This window comes from Streptomyces sp. NPDC020884 (genome assembly GCF_044333935.1).
Classification (GTDB): domain Bacteria; phylum Actinomycetota; class Actinomycetes; order Streptomycetales; family Streptomycetaceae; genus Streptomyces.
On the sequence record NZ_JBIRRY010000005.1, the window covers coordinates 63,223 to 81,710 of the forward strand.

The 18,488-nt window shown below is 73.7% G+C and carries 15 protein-coding genes; 12 read left to right on the forward strand and 3 right to left on the reverse strand.

The window, feature by feature from the left end:
- Positions 1–3,486, reverse strand: a complete 3,486-nt coding sequence (locus tag ACH4UK_RS17125) for an AfsR/SARP family transcriptional regulator (protein WP_398357098.1) — start codon at positions 3,484–3,486, stop codon at positions 1–3.
- A gap of 122 nt (positions 3,487–3,608) precedes the next feature.
- On the opposite strand from ACH4UK_RS17125, the gene ACH4UK_RS17130 reads away from it, so the two are divergent.
- The 3 genes from ACH4UK_RS17130 to ACH4UK_RS17140 are packed head-to-tail and all read left to right on the forward strand — an operon-like array spanning position 3,609 to position 7,662.
- On the forward strand, positions 3,609–4,931 hold the full coding sequence (locus ACH4UK_RS17130) for an MFS transporter (RefSeq protein ID WP_398357100.1): 1,323 nt from the start codon (positions 3,609–3,611) through the stop codon (positions 4,929–4,931).
- Positions 4,928–6,286, forward strand: coding sequence for an NtaA/DmoA family FMN-dependent monooxygenase (locus ACH4UK_RS17135; protein ID WP_398357101.1), 1,359 nt, complete (start codon positions 4,928–4,930; stop codon positions 6,284–6,286). Before ACH4UK_RS17130 ends, ACH4UK_RS17135 begins: the two co-directional genes overlap by 4 nt.
- Entirely contained in the window at positions 6,283–7,662 is a 1,380-nt protein-coding gene (locus ACH4UK_RS17140) for an LLM class flavin-dependent oxidoreductase (protein WP_398357103.1), read from the forward strand. Before ACH4UK_RS17135 ends, ACH4UK_RS17140 begins: the two co-directional genes overlap by 4 nt.
- 10 nt (positions 7,663–7,672) lie before the next feature.
- On the opposite strand, the gene ACH4UK_RS17145 is transcribed toward ACH4UK_RS17140, so the two are convergent.
- On the reverse strand, positions 7,673–8,617 hold the full coding sequence (locus ACH4UK_RS17145; protein WP_398357744.1) for a carbon-nitrogen hydrolase: 945 nt from the start codon (positions 8,615–8,617) through the stop codon (positions 7,673–7,675).
- Positions 8,618–8,766: 149 nt separating this feature from the next.
- On the opposite strand from ACH4UK_RS17145, the gene ACH4UK_RS17150 reads away from it, so the two are divergent.
- From ACH4UK_RS17150 to ACH4UK_RS17190, 9 genes are all read left to right on the forward strand, one after another.
- Positions 8,767–9,795: a LacI family DNA-binding transcriptional regulator gene (locus ACH4UK_RS17150; RefSeq protein ID WP_398357105.1), complete on the forward strand. Its 1,029-nt coding sequence runs from the start codon at positions 8,767–8,769 to the stop codon at positions 9,793–9,795.
- 453 nt (positions 9,796–10,248) lie between these two features.
- A complete protein-coding gene (locus tag ACH4UK_RS17155) occupies positions 10,249–11,499 on the forward strand; it encodes an ATP-binding protein (RefSeq protein WP_398357107.1) in 1,251 nt (416 codons plus the stop codon).
- Positions 11,496–11,900: a roadblock/LC7 domain-containing protein gene (locus tag ACH4UK_RS17160; RefSeq protein ID WP_384336039.1), complete on the forward strand. Its 405-nt coding sequence runs from the start codon at positions 11,496–11,498 to the stop codon at positions 11,898–11,900. Before ACH4UK_RS17155 ends, ACH4UK_RS17160 begins: the two co-directional genes overlap by 4 nt.
- Entirely contained in the window at positions 11,897–12,271 is a 375-nt protein-coding gene (locus ACH4UK_RS17165) for a DUF742 domain-containing protein (RefSeq protein WP_398357109.1), read from the forward strand. Before ACH4UK_RS17160 ends, ACH4UK_RS17165 begins: the two co-directional genes overlap by 4 nt.
- Positions 12,246–12,836 (forward strand): ATP/GTP-binding protein, encoded by a 591-nt coding sequence (locus tag ACH4UK_RS17170; protein ID WP_018960846.1) that lies wholly within the window; start codon positions 12,246–12,248, stop codon positions 12,834–12,836. Before ACH4UK_RS17165 ends, ACH4UK_RS17170 begins: the two co-directional genes overlap by 26 nt.
- A 65-nt stretch (positions 12,837–12,901) precedes the next feature.
- Complete coding sequence (locus ACH4UK_RS17175; protein WP_398357111.1) at positions 12,902–14,311, forward strand: cytochrome P450; 1,410 nt, start codon at positions 12,902–12,904, stop codon at positions 14,309–14,311.
- Positions 14,312–14,580: 269 nt separating this feature from the next.
- The gene (locus ACH4UK_RS17180; protein WP_398357746.1) at positions 14,581–15,708 is read left to right on the forward strand and encodes a cytochrome P450; all 1,128 of its coding nucleotides are present in this window, start codon (positions 14,581–14,583) and stop codon (positions 15,706–15,708) included.
- Positions 15,705–16,520: an enoyl-CoA hydratase/isomerase family protein gene (locus ACH4UK_RS17185; RefSeq protein WP_398357112.1), complete on the forward strand. Its 816-nt coding sequence runs from the start codon at positions 15,705–15,707 to the stop codon at positions 16,518–16,520. The genes ACH4UK_RS17180 and ACH4UK_RS17185 overlap by 4 nt, the downstream gene beginning before the upstream one ends.
- 23 nt (positions 16,521–16,543) lie before the next feature.
- On the forward strand, positions 16,544–17,518 hold the full coding sequence (locus ACH4UK_RS17190) for a TerC family protein (RefSeq protein ID WP_398357114.1): 975 nt from the start codon (positions 16,544–16,546) through the stop codon (positions 17,516–17,518).
- A gap of 274 nt (positions 17,519–17,792) precedes the next feature.
- Here ACH4UK_RS17190 and ACH4UK_RS17195 read toward each other — a convergent pair whose 3' ends face one another.
- Positions 17,793–18,386: a GNAT family N-acetyltransferase gene (locus ACH4UK_RS17195; protein WP_398357115.1), complete on the reverse strand. Its 594-nt coding sequence runs from the start codon at positions 18,384–18,386 to the stop codon at positions 17,793–17,795.
- Positions 18,387–18,488 lie beyond the last annotated feature (102 nt).

Genomic DNA, 18,488 nt, shown 5'->3' on the forward strand with positions numbered 1-18,488 from the left:
TCAGGGGCGCACGGGCGCGGGCCGGTCCAGCAACGCCCGCGCCTCGCGCACCGCGGCCTCGGCGCTCCCCCGGCCGCCCCGGTCGAACGCCTCCGTGAACGCCCGTACGCCCAGGGCGGCCCGCGCCGCCACCGTGACCCGGTCGACGTCGGCGCGTTCGGCGGGCGGCAGCGGGGCTCCGGCGCGGCGGCGGGCCGCTGCCGCGGCGCCGAGAAGGCGGGCGGCGCAGGCGGCGGCCGGCCCGCGGCCGGTCAGGGCCACGGCCCCGGCCAGGCCCTCCAGGGACAGGGCCAGGGCGCGCGGCTCGGCGAGGACCCGGGCGACGGCCAGGCCGCGCAGGTGGTGCGCGGCGGCCTGGTCCGCCTCGCCCCGGAGTTCGGCAATGAAGCCGAGCTCCGCGCACAGCAGGTGGTCGCCCGCCCGGGACGACACGGCGGCGAACCCGTCGCGGATACGCAGGAGATGCGCCTCGGCGGCGTCGAGGTCGCCGGAGCGGCGGGCGCCGAGGGCGAGGCCCATCCCGGAGTGGATCTCGCCGTACGTGTAGCCCTGCTCGACGGCGATGCGCCGCGCCCGCTCGTGCAGGTCGCGGGCCCGGCCCCAGTCGCGGGCGAGCAGCGCCAGCCGGCCGAGGCCGGAGAGCCGGGCCGACACCTCCGCCTCAAGACCCAGCTCCCGCGCCATCCGCAGGCCCTCGTGCTGCCGCTGCTCGGCCTCCTCGTACCCGCCCCTGATCTCGGCGAGCGCGGAGAGCGGGGACACCGTCTGCAACTCACCCCAGCGGTCGCCCAGTTCACGGAAGAGGGCGGCGCTGCGCCGGCCGTCGCGGCCGAGCCCGTCGAGGTCCCCGCCGACGAGCGCGAGCGTCGACCGCAGACCGAGCGCGGCCGCGGTGCCCCACAGGTCGTCCGCGGCGGTGAAGAGGGCGAGCGCACGGGCGTTCAACGCCTCACCCCCGGCCGTGTCGCCCGCGCTGAACAGTCCGTACGCGCACAACCACAGCGCGCGGGCCCGCCGCACGGGGTCTGGGACGGCCTCAGCGGCGGCCTCGACCCCGGCCGCGACGGTGCGGGCGGCCTGGGCCGTGGCGGCCCCGGCGGCCCCGGTCGTGACGGCCCCGGCCGTGGCGGTCCCTGCGGCCCCGGCGGCCTCGCCGGTGAGCAGGGCGAACGCCCGGTGCAGCAGCGCCAGTTCGGCCATGCCCGGCGATCCCCCAGGGACGGCCGTCAGAACCGCGTGCAGACTCCGGCGGGCCTCGGTGAGGCGGCCGCGCAGCAGCCACCACCAGGCCAGGGCAGCAGCCGGCCGCACGGCCTCGCACGCCGCCCCCGGAGCGCTCGACGCGCGGCGCACCGCCTCGTCGAGGGCCGCCCGCAGATTCCCGGCCTCGGCGTCCAGCCGGTCCAGCCAGGGGCGTTGCTCCGCGCCGCGCAGATGAGGTTCGGCGCGCCCGGCGAGCGCGAGGTAGTGGCGCAGATGGCGTTCGCGTACGGCCGCGGGGCCCTCCGTCGCGTGCAGTTGCTCCGTCGCGTACGCGGCCACGGACTCCAGGAGCCGGTAGCGGGGCCCCTCGGGACCGGTCGCCACGACCACGAGGGACCGGTCGACGAGCCGCCCCACGAGGTCGAGCACGTCCTCCCGGGCGACGCCGCCCCCCGCGCACACCGCCTCGGCCGCGGCGAGGTCGCAGCCGTCGCGGTGGACGGCGAGGCGGCGCAGGACTACGCGCTCGGGGTCGCCGAGCAGCTCCCAACTCCAGTCGATCACCGCCCGCAAGGTCTGCTGGCGGGCCGGGGCGCCTCGCTGTCCGGTGGCCAGAACCCGGAAGCGGTCGCCCAGTCGGGCCGCCAACTCCACTACCCCCAGAGCCCGTACGCGGGTGGCGGCGAGCTCCAGCGCCAGCGGGATGCCGTCGAGGCGGCGGCAGATCTCGGCGACGGCCTCGCGGTCGGGCCCGTCCGGATCACGGGGGAAGCCGGGGGCCGCGGCCCCGGCGCGCTCCATGAACAGCCGGGCGGCCTCGGCGGGCGGGAGCGGCTCGACCAGGAACACCACCTCGCCCGCCAGGCCCAACGGCTCCTGGCCGGTGGCGAGCACGCGCAGCCCGGGGGCGGTCCGCAGAAGCAGCTCGGCGAGTCCGGCGGCGGCGTCCACGACGTGCTCGCAGTTGTCCAGGACCAGCAGGGTCCGACGGTCGCGCAGGGCGGCGGCCAGCCGGTGCGGCAGGGAGAGGGCTCCGGCCCCCGGCGCGGCACTCGGGGCGTCGTCCCGGATACCGAGGGTGGCGGCGACGATCTGGGCCAGGTCGGCGGGCGTGCCCGTACGGACACCCGCGAACTCGACGAGCCAGACACCGCCCCCCGCACCGCCACCCTCCGGTCCGCCGTCCCCCGGTCCGCCGGCCGCTGCACGGTCCCGCTCGGCGGTGGCCGCGGCGACCGCCAGTCGGGTCTTGCCGACCCCGCCGGGCCCGGTGAGGGTCACCAGGCGTTCGCCGCCCAGGAGTTGAGAGATCCGCGCGAGCGCCTGCCGACGGCCGACCAGAGGAGTGAGGGGCAGCGGAAGGTTCCCCGAAGGCATCTCAGGCACCACAGCTGCCCCAGGTGCCACAGGTGCCACAGGTGCCACCGATGCCTGCGGAACTCGAGGCCCCAACGGACCCCGAGGCCCCCGGGGATCCACATCCGCGCCGAGGCGCACCCGATCCGTGGCCCCGGGCCCCGCCCCGCGCAGCGTCGTCGCCCCCGGCATCAGCAGCGGGTCCTGTCGGAGCACCGCCCGGTGCAGGGCGCCGAGTTCGGGCCCGGGGTCGACCCCCAGCTCCTCGGCGAGGCGGCCCCTCAGATCGTCGTAGGACGCGAGGGCCTCGCTCTGGCGCCCCGCCGAGTAGAGCGCCCGCATCTGGACCGCGCGCAGCCGCTCCCGCAGCGGGTGCCGGGCCACGAGATCGGCCAGTTCCCCGGCGAGCAGCACCCGGTCCCCCGCCTCCCAGCGGGCCTCCGCCTGTTCCTCCAGCACGGACAGCCGCTGCTCCGCCAGGCGCTGGGCGGCCTCCCGGGCGAACGAGGCGTCCGCGAAGTCCGCGTAGGCGGGGCCCCGCCACAGCCCGAGGGCCTCGGTGAGCAGCGCGGCCCGCGCGCGGGGATCCCGTACGGGGCGGGCCTCGGTCACCAGGGCGCGGAACCGGTCGGCGTCCACCTCGTCCGTATCGCGCTCCAGGCGCAGCCGGTAGCCCGGGGGCTGCCGCACCACGCGGTCGCGGCCGAGCACCCGGCGCAGTTGGGAGACCTTGGCCTGGAGCGCGCCCGCGGGCCTGCCGGGCGGCGCGTCGCCCCAGAGGTCATGGATGAGCCGGTCGGCGGAGACCGGGCCGCCGTCGTGTGCGAGGAGGTCGGCCAGCAGGGCCCGGACCTTGCGCTCGGGGACGGTGACGTCGTTCCCCTCGCCGTCCCCCACCACCAGTGGCCCGAGCACCCCAAACCGCATACGCGCCACCGTACATGCGGGGAAAGGGGCCGGTCGTCAGCGTTCCCGAAGGTTTCCCGAAGCCCTCCGGCGCACAGTCGGCCTCCCGGCATCCCGGCACCCGGACACCTGGAGCAGACCCCATGAGCACCCCACCCGACGCAGCCGCCGCCTCCCCGGCGGCACCGGAGACCCGGAGCGGGGACCGGCCGCAGCAGAAACTCCCCCTGCTCGCGCTGCTCGCCCTCGCCACCGCCGTCTTCATCACCAGCCTGACCGAGACGCTCCCGGCCGGTCTGCTCCCCGCGATGAGCGCGGATCTCCGGGTGAGCGAGTCCGCGACCGGGCAGACGGTCACGGTCTACGCGATCGGCACCGCCCTCACCGCGATCCCGCTGACGGCGGCCACCGCCGCCTGGCGGCGCAAGCGGCTGCTGCTCACCGCCATGGGCGGCTTCGCCCTCGCCAACACCGTCACCGCCGTGTCGTCCAGCTACGAACTGACGATGGCGGCGCGGTTCGTCGCCGGGGTCGCGGCCGGTCTGGCCTGGGCGCTGCTCGCCGGGTACGCGCGGCGGATGGCTCCGGCGCACCTCCAGGGCAAGGCCATCGCCGTCGCCATGGCGGGGATCCCGGTGGCCCTGTCGCTCGGCGTGCCCGCCGGGACCTTCCTCGGCGACGCGCTCGGCTGGCGCGTGGCGTTCCTCTCCATGACCGGGCTCACCGTGCTGCTCCTGCTGTGGATCTCCGCGGCCGTGCCGGACTTCCCCGGGCAGGGGCGCGGCGAACGGCCGAAGATGCTGCGTACCCTGCGCGTCCCGGGGGTGGGCCCGGTCCTGTTCGTCACGCTGGTCTTCGTCCTGGCCCACACCATCCTGTACGCGTACATCGCCGCGTACCTCGACGACCTGGGCCTGGGCGGCTCCACCGGGCTGATCCTGCTGGTCTTCGGCGCCGCCTCGCTGGCGAGTATCTGGATCACCGGGGTCCTGATCCACGACCGGCTGCGCGGCCTCACCGTCGCGGGCGCCCTGCTGGTCGCCGTCGCCGCGGCCCTCCTGGCCGTACTCTCCGACACCACCGCGCTCGTCTACGCCGCCGCCGTGCTGTGGGGCCTGGGCTGGGGCGGGATACCCACCCTGCTCCAGACCGCCGTGGGCGACGCGGGCGGCGCGTCCGCCGACGCGGCCCAGGCGATGCTGGTCACGCTCTGGAACGTGGCGATGGCGGGCGGCGGCATCGTCGGCGGGGTCCTCCTCGACGCCGCAGGCAGCGGATCCTTCCCCTGGGCCGTCCTGCTGCTCCTGCTGCCGGTGATCGCGGTCGTGCTGTACGCCCGTGACGCGGGCTTCCCCGTCCGGCGGAACGTGATCACGGCCACGCCACCGGACCCGGAACCGGAACCGGCCACACCCACAGCCACACCCACAGCCACACCCACAGCCGGAAACGAGGGCCGGGCATGAGACGCGTCCACCTCGCCGCGCAACTCCCCGGGATCCACAACGTGACCGTCTGGTCGGATCCCCGCTCCGGGAGCCAGATCGCCATCGACTCCTTCGTCCGGCTCGCCCAGACCGTCGAACGCGGCAAGTTCGACTTCTTCTTCCTCGCCGAGGGGCTGCGGCTGCGCGAGCACCGGGGCCGGATCCACGACCTGGACATCGCGGGCCGCCCGGAGAACCTGACCGTGCTCAGCGCGCTGGCCGCCGTCACCACCCGACTGGGGCTCGCCGCCACGGTCAACGCGACCTTCAACGAGCCGTACGAGGTGGCGCGCCGGCTCGCGACCCTCGACCACCTCAGCGGCGGGCGCGCCGCCTGGAACGTGGTCACCAGCCATGACGCGTTCACCGGCGAGAACTTCCGTCGCGGCGGCTTCCTCGCGGAAGCCGACCGCTACCCCCGGGCCGCGGAGTTCCTCGCCGCCGCACGCGCGCTGTGGGACAGCTGGGCGGACGGCGACCTGCGCGCCGACGCGGCGGCGGGAGAGTTCGTACGGGACGGGGCAGGCCGGTTCGCGCACCGCGGGCGGCACTTCGACATCGCGGGGCGGTTCACCACCCCGCCGGGCCCGCAGGGCCACCCGGTGATCGTCCAGTCCGGCGAGTCCGACGCGGGCCGCGAGTTCGCCGCGTCCGACGCCGACGTCGTCTTCAGCAAGCACAACCGGCTCGACGCGGCCCAGGGCTTCTACCGGGACGTGAAGCGGCGGCTGGCCCGCTACGGCCGCGCGCCGGACGACCTGAAGATCCTGCCCACCGCCAACGCGGTCGTCGCCGACACCGACGAGGAGGCAGCGGCGTACGCGGAGGAGATCGGCCGCGACCTGGTGAGCCCGCAGACCGCCATCGCCCATCTGGAGGCCGTCTGGGGCCGCGACCTGTCCGCGTACGACCCGGACGGCCCGCTGCCCGACATCGAGCCGGACGACGACGCCCATTTCCTCAAGGGGCACTCCGTGTTCCGCGCGGGCCGGGGCGAGACGGCCCGGCAGTGGCGCAGGCTCGCGACGGAACGGGGCCTGACGATACGGGAGTTGATGATCGAGGTCGGCGGCCGCCCGACGTTCGTGGGCAGCCCGCGCACGGTCGCGGACGCCATCGACCACTTCGTGCAGAGCAGGGGCGCCGACGGCTTCGTCCTCGTCCCCCACCTGACCCCCGGCGGCCTGGACGGCGTGGTGGACCGGGTGGTGCCGCTGCTCCAGGAGAAGGGCGTGTTCCGCGCGGACTACACGGGAACGACCCTGCGGGACCACCTCGGCCTGCCCGGGACGCCCCGCCGGGCCGCACCCGAGGAGAGGGAGACCCCGGCATGACCGACGACCACCCTCGTACCGACACCGGCACCCGTACGGACACGGACACCGGCACCGGCACATGCGCCCACACCCGCACCCGACCCCGTACCGACGCCGTCCCCCGTACGGACACCGCCACCGACACCGGCACAAGCACCCGCACCCGCCCCCACGCCCGCACCCCCGCCCGCGCCCCCCTGCACCTCGCCGTCGCGCTCGACGGCGCCGGCTGGCACCCGGCGGCCTGGCGGGCGGCCGGCGCCCGGCCCGGAGCGCTGCTCTCGGCCGCGTACTGGGCCGCCCTGGTCGCCGAGGCCGAGCGCGGACTGCTCGACTACGTCACCTTCGAGGACGCCCTCGGTCTGCAGTCCGCCGCCTTCCACCGGCCCGACGACCGCACCGACCAGGTCCGGGGCAGCGTGGACGCGGTGCTGCTCGCGGCCCACCTCGCGCCGCTCACCACCCACATCGGGCTGGTCCCGACCACGAACGTCACCCACACCGAGCCGTTCCACGTCGGCATCGGCATCGCCACGCTCGACCATGCGAGCCGGGGCCGGGCGGGCTGGCGGCCGCAGATCTCCTCCCGGGCCGCCGACGCACGGCACTTCGGCCGCCGTACGACCCCGCGGCTCACCGACGACGACGTGACCGGCCCGGAGCTGATCGCCGCCCGGCTGAGCCCGCTGTTCTCGGAGGGCGCGGAGGCCGTGGATGCGGTGCGGCGGCTGTGGGACAGCTGGGAGGACGACGCGGAGATACGGGACGCGGCCACCGGCCGCTTCCTCGACCGCGACAAGGTGCACCCCATCGACTTCCGGGGAACGCACTTCTCCGTCAAGGGCCCCTCGATCACCCCGCGTTCGCCGCAGGGCGCACCGCCGGTGGTGAGCCTCGCGCATGCCTCGGCGCCGTACGCGTTCGCGGCGCTCGCCTCGGACGTCGTGCACATCACGCCGCACGACCGGGCGGGTGCGTCGGCGGTGCTCGCCGAGGTCGACGCGGCGGTGGAGCGCACCGGCCGGGACGTACGGGAGCGGCCGCTGCGGCGGTTCGCGGAGCTGCTGGTCCTGCTGGACGAGGAGCCGGGCGCGGCCGCCCGCCGCAAGGCGCGCCTGGACGGGCTGGCCGGGGCCCCGCTCGCCTCCGACGCCGCGGTCTTCACCGGGACGCCCGCCGAGCTGGCCGACCTGCTGCTCGACTGGCGTGACGCCGGGCTCGACGGCTTCCGGCTCCGGCCCGGCGTCCTGCCGCACGACCTCACCGCGATCACCCGCGGTCTGGTGCCGGAGCTCCAGCGGCGCGGGGCGTTCCGCACGGCGTACGGCACGACGACGCTCCGCGGCCACCTGGGCCTGGCCCGGCCCAGGAGCCGCTACGCGAGGGCCGGTTGAGCCGGCCCGCTCAGCGGGTCTCGGTGAGCGGCCCGTACGCGTCGGGGCGGCGGGTGGTCAGGAACGGGAACAGCTCCAGCCAGTCGCGGCGGGCGTCGAGGTCGAGGTCGGCCACGAGGACGGCGGGCTCGTCGCGGGGGGCCTGGGCCAGAACGCGGCCGTAGGGGTCGACGATGAAGGAGCTGCCGTAGAAGGTGAGGCCGTTCTCGGCGCCGACGCGGTTCGGGACGATCATGAAGGTGGCGTTGGCGATGGCGTTGCCGGTGATCACCTTCTGCCAGAGCGGCTGGGAGTCGAAGCCGGGGAAGCCCGGCTCGGAGCCGATGGCGGTCGGGTAGACAAGGATGTCCGCCCCGGCGAGGGAGTAGGCGCGGGCGAGCTCCGGGAACCACTGGTCCCAGCAGGTGGGCAGGCCGAAGGCGGCCTCCTCGACCGTGACCAGCGGGAAGGCGTCGTCACCGGCCGGGCCGGGGCGGAACCAGTCGTCCTCGTAGTAGCCCTCGGTGACCGGGATATGGGTCTTGCGGGTGCGCTGGGCGAGGGTGCCGTCGGGGGCCACGAGGATCGCGGTGTTGTAGCCGAGGCCGTCGTCCTCGCCGCCGGGCGCCGGAGCCTTCTCGTACAGCGAGGCGTGCACGTACACGCCGTGCTCGCGGGCGGCCTCGGCGGCGAAGGCGAAGGTGGGGCCGGTCAGCAGCTCCTCCGGTCCGGCGGGCTCGGGGTGGTCGGCCCGGCGGACGACCGCGAAGTACGGCGAGAGCGTCAGCTCCTGGAGGCAGACCACCCGGGCGCCCTCGGCGGCGGCGAGCCGGATGCCCTCCCGCAGGGCGGCGCGGTGCTCGGCCGGGTCGCGGTGCCAGCGCTGCTGGACGGCCGCGACGCGCAGCGGGGCGCGCTCGGCGGGGCGGGTCCGGGTCGGGGAGGCGGGCGGGTCGTACGCGGTGATCAGACGCATGGCGGGTTCCTGGGGGAGGGCCGGCGGGGCGGGGACGGGGGCGGCGCGAGCAGCGTTGCCGGAACGTTCCGGCACGCCTCGAATCTAACCCTGCCGGAACGTTCCGGCAACCCTCTTCCCCGCCGGTACAGCCCTTAGACTTCACCCCCGTGACCTCCCGGACCGTGACCCTCCTCGACGTAGCCCGCGCCGCCGGGGTCTCCAAGAGCACCGTCTCCGACGCGCTCCAAGGCTCGGGCCGGGTCGCCGGGGCCACCCGGGACCGGGTCCGCGCGGTGGCGGAGGAGCTCGGCTACCGCCCCAACAGCGCGGCCCGTCGGCTGCGCCGCGCCAGCACCGGGGCCGTCGGGCTGCACCTGCCGGGGACCGCGACCCGGCTGGACTACTACATGAACCTCGCCTTCGGGGCGGTGGAGCGCGCCCAGGAGGACGGCCTCGACGTGGTGCTGCTCGCGCCTTCGGGGGCGACCGGCGGGCGGATCGCCTCGCGCGTCGACGGGCTGCTGGTGATCGACCCGGAGGTCGGCGACAGCGCGGTGCCGGGGCTCCTCGACGCGGGCGTCCCGGTGGTGACCGGCGAGCGCTACCTGGGCCCGGCCGCCGGCCCCAGCGGCGCCGTGGTCTGCGACAACGCCGCCTCGCTGACCGCCCTCCTGGACCATGTCACCGAGCGCGGCGCCCGCCGCCCCGCGCTCCTGGCCCCGTCCGGCTCCTCCGCCTGGGCGACCGCCCTGCGCGCGACGGCCCGGTCCTGGGGCCTGGCCCACGGGGTGGAGGTGGCCCTGCGCACCGTGCCGTTCGCGGCGACCCCGGGCGAGGCCGAGGAGACCACCCGGGCGCTGCTCGCCGCCGACCCCGCCGTCGACGCCGTGATCTGCGCCCCCGACGGCTCCGCCCCGGGCGTCCTGCGCGCGGCGGCCGCCCTGGGCCGGGAGGTCGGCGGCACCGGGGCGGCCCACCGGCGCGGGGGCGGCGGCCTGCTCGTCGCGTCCTGCGTCGACGGCACCGCCACGCGCTCCGCCCAGCCGCCCGTCACCGCCGTCGATCTGCGCCCCGCCGCGTACGGGCGGGCCTGCGCCGAGCTGCTCTGCGACATCCTCGCGGACCGGGCCGCCCCCGACACCGTCCGCCGGCACGCCTGGTCCCTGGAGACCCGCGCCTCCACCGGCCCCGGCTGAGGAGACCCGCGCCTCCACCGGCCCCGGCCGAGCGACGGCGCCGCACCCGGTCGACCGCGCCGGACCGGAAACGGACCAGAACGGGACGTACGGGGCAGGGGCAGGTTTGGCGCCGCTCGCGTCGCCGCCGGGCGCTCGTGCCCTCAACTCCCCACTAAATGAAGGGAATCGGGCCGGAACCCCCTCCCCCGCGTCTCCCCAATGTGAACGTTCTGCGTCAAGTGGCAACTGGCGTGGCGGCCTTGACATTTCAGCGTGCGGCCGATGATAAGATCATCTTACTTCCAGTGGGCTGATGGCATATGGGGGCATTCCGGGAGGAATGAATTCCTCGGCCCCACCTTCGGAGGGGCACCTCCCGAAGCGGCGCACGGTCGTGGCGAAAGAGCCCCGGTCGCGTGCCGCCTGACGGGGTGTCAAGCCGTTTCCGCCATGGCACTTGAAGTGAGTCTCATGACATTTCCACAGGGCCCCGTCATCTGGGCGCTGGTTGTCGTAGCACTGGTCGCCGTGGGTGCCGTCCTGCGGGCTCGCGCGACCAATGTCAAGCTGCGCAGACACCATGCCGACCTGCGCGGCGAGCGCGACGCGCTCCTGCACCAGCGGGACGAACTCCGGGTCGTCCACAACGGTCTGCTCCAGCGTCAGTCCACCGAACTCGCGGAGGTCCGCAAGGACGCCGAGGAGGAGACCAAGGCCGTCCTGAAGGCCGCCGTCCGTACGCTCCAGGGCCTCGCCGACGAGCAGCAGGTCGTGATCGAGAAGGCCCAGCGCAAGTACGGCGACGACCCCGGGATGCTCGCCGACCTGATGGCGATGGACCACGCGAACAGTCAGTTCGGCCGGCGCGCCCAGGGCATCGCCGTGCTCTGCGGCGGCTGGCTCGGCCGGCGCGAGACCGTGGCCTCCGTCTTCGACGTGGCCCGCAGCGCCCAGGGCCGTATCCGGCACTTCGACCGGGTCCGGGTCAACGGCCAGGTGAACTTCTCGGTCGTCAGCCGGGCGGTGGAGCCCGTCGCCGTGGTCCTCGCCGAGCTGCTGGCCAACGCCACGAACTACTCCGCCCCCGGCGCCCCGGTGGAGATCAACATCCAGGCCGTGCCGACGGGCGTCTGTCTCATCGTCGACGACGCCGGTCTCGGCATGGGCCAGGAGGAGAAGGACCGCGCGGCGGCCCTCCTCTCCCCCCAGGCCGCGATCAGCGTCTCCAGCCTGGGCATCCCGCCGCAGTTCGGGTTCGCCGTCTCCGGGATGCTCGCCGCCCGCTACGGCTTCCGGGTCTCGGTGGACTCCGTTTCCCCCTATGGAGGCGTACGCGCGGTGGTCCTCATCCCTGACGAACTGCTCACCACCGAGGCGCCGCCGGCCGCCGCGCCCGCCGAAGCACCCGAAGCGCCCGAAGCGGCCGTGTCCCACCCGCCGCAGGTCCAGCAGGCGGAGCAGTGGCAGGCGCCGGCCCCGGCGCCCACCCCGCTCTTCCCGCCCACGCCCCACCCCGACACCGCCACCCAGCCGCTGGCCCAGATCACCACCACCGCCGGGGGGCTGCCGAAGCGTCGTCGCAAGAGCCCGGTCTCCGCGGTGCCCTCGGCCGAATCGCAGCCCGTGCGCAGCAACGAGGAGACCGCCTCCCGACTGGGCGCGTTCCAGCGCGGCACCCGGTCCGGACGCGACACGACGACGGAAGGACCCGAGTTCCAGTGAACCCCGATCTGTCCTGGGTACTCAACGATCTGCTCCAGGTGCCCGGTGCCCGGCACGCGATCCTGGTGTCCGCCGACGGACTGCTGCTCGCCAACTCCAGCGAGATCGGCCGGGACGACGCGGAGACCGTCGCCGCGGCCATGAGCTCCATGCAGTCCCTCAGCCGGGCCGTCGCCCCCTTCATCGGCACCCGGAACCCGGGCCGCTGGCGGCAGACGCTCCTGGAGTACGAGGACGGCTGGATCTTCCTGATCGCCGCCGGAACCGGCGCCTATCTCGCCGCCACCGCCGCCGCCGACGTGGACATGGAGGCGATGTCCTTCCGGATGCAGCAGCAGGTCACCGCGCTGGGGAAGGCGATGACCACGCCGCCCCGCCAGAACGCGGGCAGCGAGATATGACGGCGCCGGGCGAGGAGTCCAGCGTCAGCAGCGGGTTCGTCCGGTCCTATGTCATCACCGGCGGGCGGGGACTGCCCGACGCGGAGGACCTCTCCCTCGTCACCCTGGTCACCCTCGCCCCCGAGCGCCAGCCGCCGCCGAACCCCAGCCCGGAGGTCAAGGCGATCTGGGAGCTGTGCTCCGGCGGCTATCTGTCGGTGGCCGAGGTGGCGGGCCACCTCGGCCTGCCGGTCGGCGTGGCCCGCCTGCTGCTCCAGGACTTAAACCAGCAGGGACACCTGCTGCGCCGGAAGGCGCCGCCGCCGGCCCAGCTCGTTGACAGGAAGATCCTCGAAGAGGTGTTGCATGGACTCCAAGTCCGGTTCGGCTGAGAGCATCTATGTGCCGGACGCGGTGCAGCGCGCGGCGAAGATCCTCGTCGTCGGGCACTTCGCGGTGGGCAAGACGACGCTGATCGGCACGCTGTCCGAGATCACCCCGCTGCGCACCGAGGAGCGGATGACCCAGGCCGCCGCCCAGGTGGACGATCTGCGCGGCGCCCCCGACAAGAAGACGACGACGGTCGCCCTGGACTTCGGGCGTCTGACCCTCAGCGACGAGCTGGTGCTGTATCTGTTCGGCACGCCGGGCCAGCAGCGGTTCGTGGAGCTGTGGGAGGACATGGCGCGCGGTTCGCTGGGCGCGCTGCTCCTGGTCGACCCGGCACGGCTCGCCGACACGTTCCCCGTCATCGACCTGGTCGAGACGTACGGGCTGGAGTACGCGGTGGCCGTCAACAGCTTCGACCCGTACTCGCAGCACGCCGAGAACGAGCTGCGCGAGGCGCTCGACCTGCTGCCGGACACCCCGGTCGTCTTCTGCGACGCCCGGGACCAGAACTCCTCCGCGCAGGCCCTGATCACGCTGGTCCGTCACCTTCTGGCGCACGCCGCCTGACCCACCCGAAACGTATCCCGCAACCGGGGCCGACCGGGCCCCGCGATCACACCGAGGAAGCCGACATGGACCCGTCGCCGGGAGCCACCCCGTACAGCGCCCCCGCCGGGTGCCCCATGCACCAGCAGCAGACGTCGCTGTACGGAGCGGAGTTCGCCGCCGATCCGCACCGCGTCTACGACCGGTTCCGGGCGCACGGCCCCGCCGCGCCCATCGAGCTGGCCCCCGGGGTGGACGCCACGCTGATCGTGCAGCACGAGGCGGCGCTGCGGGTGCTGCAGAACCCGGCGCTGTTCGCCCGGGACTCGCGGCGCTGGGCGGCGCTGCGCGAGGGCGCCGTACCGATGGACAGCCCGGTGCTGCCGATGATGGTGTACCGGCCCAACTGCCTGTTCACCGACGGCGCGGACCACCTGCGGCTGCGCAAGGCGGTCACCGAGTCGCTGTCCCGGCTCAACAGCAGCCGGCTGAGCCGGGATGTCGAGCGGATCGCCGACTACCTGATCGACCAGTTCATCGAACGCGGCACCGCCGACCTGCTCAACGAGTACGCCAAGCTCCTGCCGCTGCTGCTGTTCAACCAGCTCTTCGGCTGCCCCGGCGACATCGGCGACCGGCTGACCCGCTCGATGTCGGCCATCTTCGACGGCGAGGACGTGCTCCGCGCCAACACCGAGCTGACCGAGTGCCTGATGGAGCTGGTCGCGCTCAAGCGCCGGCAGCCCGGCGAGGACATCACCTCCTGGCTGATCCAGCACCCGGCGGGGCTGCGGGACGAGGAGCTGAAGGACCAGCTGGTGATGCTGATGGGCGCGGGCGTGGAGCCGGAGCGCAACCTGATCGGCAACGCGCTGCTGCTGATGCTCGCCGGCGAGCAGCCGGGCGCGCCCGAGCGGCGCGGTTCGGGGATGCTCGTCGAGGACGCGCTGGACGACGTCCTGTGGAACAACCCGCCGATCGCCAACTACGCGACGCACTACCCGGTGCGGGACATCGAGCTGGACGGGGTCGTGCTGAAGGCGGAGACCCCCGTCCTGATCAGCTTCGCCGCCGCGAACAGCGACCCGGGGCTCACCGACGCCCGCCAGACCCTCAGCAAGGGCGCCCACCTGGCGTGGGGCGCGGGCCCGCACGTGTGCCCGGCCAAGTCGCCCGCGACGCTGATCGCGCTGACCGCGATCGAGAAGATCCTCAACACCGTCCCGGACCTCTCGCTGGCCGTGCCCGCCTCGGGTGTGGCCTGGCGGCCGGGCCCCTTCCACCGGGCGCTGGTCGCGCTGCCCGTACGGTTCACCCCCACCGCCGCGCGCCGTGCGGCGGCCGGAGTGCAGCCGCCGGCCCAGACCTCGGCCCAGCTGCCCGACCCGTACCGGAACGCCGCCCCCGCACCGGTGGTGACACCCCGTCACGCCGGGGAGCCGGCCAAGAAGCACAAGGGCTGGTGGAGTTCGTTCCTCGACGTGTTCCGCGTATGACTCACAGGCCGACAATTCGCGTATGAAAACGGGCATTTGTGACGATTGCATGTGACGGGGGCAACATGGATCGATGCTTGGCGCAGATATCCGGAGGGGTAGGTTCAGGGCGGTAACCATGGGCCTAGGTCAAGGAACTCTGCGTGAGCATCACGGGCGGTACGAACAGGACCCCGGACGGTCGACGCGCGGTCATCGGCCTGCTTCGCAGACTCAATTCCCCCGAAGGCCAGGTCGATCCGTACGGAATACTCGCGGAGCTGCGGACGATGGGTGACGTCGTCCGCGCTCCCTGGAACGGGTATTTCGTCACCGGTTTCGACGCCGCGAGCCAGGTTCTCCGGGGCCGCAACTGGCTCGCCCCCGACCTCGCCTGGCAGGAGCGGCAGGACGACTCCAAGCAGTGGGACGCCATCGCGACCCGGGAGATGACCACCACCCTGGCCCGGCTCAACGCCCCCGAGCACACCTGCCAGCGCCGCTCGCTCGGCAACCTCTTCGACCGCTCCACCATCGAACGCCTCACCCCCGACGTCGAGCGCGACGCCGACCGGCTGCTGGACGAGCTGGCGGAGAAGCTCCGCTGGGGTGAGGCGGACTTCGTCTCCACCGTCAGCGAGCAGTTGCCGATCAGCACCGTCGGATCCTGGCTGGGGATACCGCCCGAGGACTACCCGCACATCCTGGAGATCACCCACAACCAGGTGTTCGCCCAGGAGCTGCTGCCCACCAAGTCGCAGCTGACCGTCTCCGCCGAGGCGACGGTGCGGCTGCGCGGCTACTTCACCGATCTGGTCGCCCGGCGCCGGGCCGAGCCCCGCCACGACGTGCTGACCGGGTGGATCCACACCTGGGACGCGATGGAGCCGGACCGGGAGCGGGCGGACGAGATCCTCTACCGGCTGACCATGTTCGTCACCATCGCCTCGCTGGAGACCACCGCGACGCTGCTCTCCTCGATGACCGCCCTGCTGACCGACCCCGCCCGGTGGGCGTGGCTGCGGAAGTACCCGGAACACATCGACGCGGCCGTCGACGAGGTGCTGCGCTACGACCCGCCCATCCACATCAACACCCGGATCGCCGCCGAGGACACCGTCCTGGCCGGGGTCCCCATCAAGAAGGACAGCATGATCCACGTCCTGTACGGAGCGGCCAACCACGATCCGCGGCGCAACCCGGATCCCGGTTCCTTCGACATCCTGCGCGGCGGCAGCCACCTCACCTTCGGCGGCGGGGTGCACTACTGCCTGGGCGCCACGCTGGCCAAGCTGGAGGCGCGGACGCTGCTGGCGCGCATGCTGGACCGCTTCCCCACGCTGCGCACCGCCTCGCCGCCGGTGTACGCCCCCCGGATGGTCTTCAGACGCATCACCTCGCTGGGCGTGGCGCTGTGAAGCTCTCGCTGCCCGACTTCCTGACGTCCAACGACCGCGCCGCGACGGTACGCACCCGGCGCGAGGGCCCCGTCCTGCACGTGGAGCTGCACGCGCCGGCGAGCGGCAACGCGGTGACCGAGGCGATGCTCGACGAGCTGCTGGACATCCTCGGCGCCCCGGACCCCGAGGTGCGGGTGCTGGTGCTCAGCGGCGCGGGGGACGACTTCTGCCTGGGCGGGGACCGCACCGAGTTCGCGGGGTGGCTGGAGGAGGACGCCGGGGGCCGGGGCATCCGGGTCGCCGGGGAGAAGGCCCGCCGGGTCTGCGAGGCGATCTCCGGCAACCGTGCGGTGACGATCGCCCGGGTGCAGGGCAAGGCGGTCGGCGCGGGGTTCGCGCTGGCCCTCGCCTGCGATCTGCGGGTCGGCGCGGACACCGCGAGCTTCCGGCTGCCGGAGCTGGCGCTCGGGCTGCCGACCGCCTGGGGCGGGCTGCTGCCCCGGCTGATCCACGAGGTGGGCGCGGCCCGGGTGCGCGAGCTGGTCCTCACCGGCCGGGCGTTCGACGGCGCCGAGGCGTACGAGCTGTCCGTGCTCCAGCGGGTGGTGCCCGAGGCGGAGCTGGACGAGGCGGTCGCCGCCTGGGCGAAGCCGGTGGTCCGCCGCCCGGAGGCCGCGCTGCGGGTCACCAAGGCGCTGTTCAACTCCTACGCCGCCGCCACCCGGCTGGCCGATCCCTCGTTCCTCGACGCGGAGCTGATGGCCTCGGTGGCGGCCGCCACCCGGCGCTCTCCGGCGGGCGGCAACGGAGCGGGCGGGTCACACTCGTAAAAACCGAGTGGGAGGTCTCCGGCGTGGACGTACCGGTGTGGCTGTGGATCGTGTTCGCCGTGACCGTGGTCGTCTCGCTGACGGTCGACCTGCTGGCGCACCGCAAGGCGCATGTCATCGGCTTCAAGGAAGCCGGGCTGTGGAGCGCGCTGTGGGTGAGCCTCGCGCTGGTCTTCGGCGGGGTCGTCTTCCTGACCCTCGGGACGACCGCCGGGACGGAGTACACCACCGCCTGGCTGCTGGAGAAGAGCCTGTCGGTCGACAACCTCTTCGTCTTCGCGCTGATCTTCGCCTATTTCAAGGTGCCCCGGGAATACCAGCACCGGGTCCTCTTCTTCGGCGTCATCGGGGCGCTGGTGTTCCGGGCCGTGTTCCTGACCGCGGGCGTCGCTGTGGTCAACCGCTTCACCTTCGTGCTGTTCCTCTTCGCCGCGATCCTTTTCTACAGCAGCTATAAGATCCTCAGCGGCCAGGAAGAGAATTTCGATCCGGGCAAGAGCTTCGCGGTGCGGCTGCTGCGGAAGGTCATGCCGGTCCAGGACGACTATTCCGGCACGCACTTCGTCGTCCACAAGGAGGGGCGGCGGATCGCCACTCCGCTGCTCGCGGTGGTCGCCGCGATCGAGGCGGCCGACCTCATCTTCGCGGTCGACAGCGTGCCGGCGGTGCTCGCGGTCAGCGACGACCTGTTCATCGTCTACACCAGCAACGCCTTCGCGATCCTCGGTCTGCGGGCCCTGTACTTCCTGCTGGCCGGGCTGCTCGACCGGTTCCACTACCTGAGCCACGGCCTGGCGATCATCCTCGCCTTCATCGCGGTCAAGCTCATCCTCCAGGCCTCCCACAAAATGATCAGCACCTCGATCCCGGAGATTCCGTCCCTGGTGAGCCTGGCGGTGATCATCGTGATTCTGGCGGTGTCGGTGACACTGAGCCTGCGCCGTCCGGCGAAAAGCACGGGCGGTACGGACCCGTCCGACACCGGTACGGGCGAGTAAGGCGTCGGCAAAGCAAAGGGAAAGACTTTCCAAAATCCCCCGCCCGGCCTATCGTGAGTAAATGGCCAGCAAAAAGCGTGAGACCCAGCAGCGGGCCGCTTTCATGTGCCCGACCTGCAAACAGCCCGTCCCCTCCGAAATCCACCGCCACAAGTCCCTCGGGATCTTCGTCCCGGTATGGCGCGCGGGGCCCTGCGAGAACCCCGACTGCGCGGATCACGCCCCCGAGGAGCGCCCCGCCCGGCACCGGTCCCGGGGGTGACCCGGCAGACCCTCAGCCCGCGGCCAGGCGCGCGGTGAGACGCGCCTTCGCCGCGGGCCACTCGTCGGCCAGCAGCGCGAAGTAGACACTGTCCCGCCAGCTCCCGTCCGGCCGCCGCCGGTGCCGCCGGAGCACCCCCTCGCGGCGCGCCCCGAGCCGGGCGATGGCCGCCTGGGAACGCTCGTTGAGGTGGTCGGTCTTGAGCTGGACACGGCCCATGCCCAGCTCCTCGAAGGCATGCGTCAGCAGCAGGAGCTTCGTCTCGGTGTTCACCGGCGACCGCCAGTGGGCCCGGCCGTACCAGGTCCAGCCGATCTCCAGGCGCTCGTCGTGCACCACGACGTCCATGTACGTGGTCCAGCCGACGGCCCGCCCGCTGCCGCGGTGGACGACGGCGAACGGCACGTACTGCGCGTTGCCGAGCACCTGCTCCATGCGGCTGCGCAGCTCCTCGCGGGTCTGCGGCGCGGGGCCGCCCTGCCAGCGCCACACCTCCTCGTCGCCGCCTCCCGCCGCGAAGAGGTCGTCGAGATGGCCGACGGTCAGCGGGACGAGTTCGACGTGCCGCCCGGTCAGGGTCACGGGCCGAGGGGGAAGTGCGGACATGGCACGATCCTAACCTCATCCTCCCTTCGCACTAGGACACACCTCTTACGCACTAGTACGTAATCGGATCCCGGGTCGTCCGACGCGCGGTCCCGCCCCCGG

Excerpts from the sequence above, each read along its gene's own strand:
- ACH4UK_RS17165 (WP_398357109.1), top strand. The coding sequence starts at position 11,897 with ATGACGGCGCCGGGCGAGGAGTCCAGCGTCAGCAGCGGGTTCGTCCGG.
- ACH4UK_RS17170 (WP_018960846.1), top strand. The coding sequence starts at position 12,246 with ATGGACTCCAAGTCCGGTTCGGCTGAGAGCATCTATGTGCCGGACGCG.
- ACH4UK_RS17130 (WP_398357100.1), top strand. The coding sequence starts at position 3,609 with ATGAGCACCCCACCCGACGCAGCCGCCGCCTCCCCGGCGGCACCGGAG.
- ACH4UK_RS17140 (WP_398357103.1), top strand. The coding sequence starts at position 6,283 with ATGACCGACGACCACCCTCGTACCGACACCGGCACCCGTACGGACACG.
- ACH4UK_RS17155 (WP_398357107.1), top strand. The coding sequence starts at position 10,249 with ATGACATTTCCACAGGGCCCCGTCATCTGGGCGCTGGTTGTCGTAGCA.
- ACH4UK_RS17125 (WP_398357098.1), bottom strand. The coding sequence starts at position 3,486 with ATGCGGTTTGGGGTGCTCGGGCCACTGGTGGTGGGGGACGGCGAGGGG.
- ACH4UK_RS17135 (WP_398357101.1), top strand. The coding sequence starts at position 4,928 with ATGAGACGCGTCCACCTCGCCGCGCAACTCCCCGGGATCCACAACGTG.
- ACH4UK_RS17195 (WP_398357115.1), bottom strand. The coding sequence starts at position 18,386 with ATGTCCGCACTTCCCCCTCGGCCCGTGACCCTGACCGGGCGGCACGTC.
- ACH4UK_RS17145 (WP_398357744.1), bottom strand. The coding sequence starts at position 8,617 with ATGCGTCTGATCACCGCGTACGACCCGCCCGCCTCCCCGACCCGGACC.
- ACH4UK_RS17175 (WP_398357111.1), top strand. The coding sequence starts at position 12,902 with ATGGACCCGTCGCCGGGAGCCACCCCGTACAGCGCCCCCGCCGGGTGC.
- ACH4UK_RS17180 (WP_398357746.1), top strand. The coding sequence starts at position 14,581 with ATGGGTGACGTCGTCCGCGCTCCCTGGAACGGGTATTTCGTCACCGGT.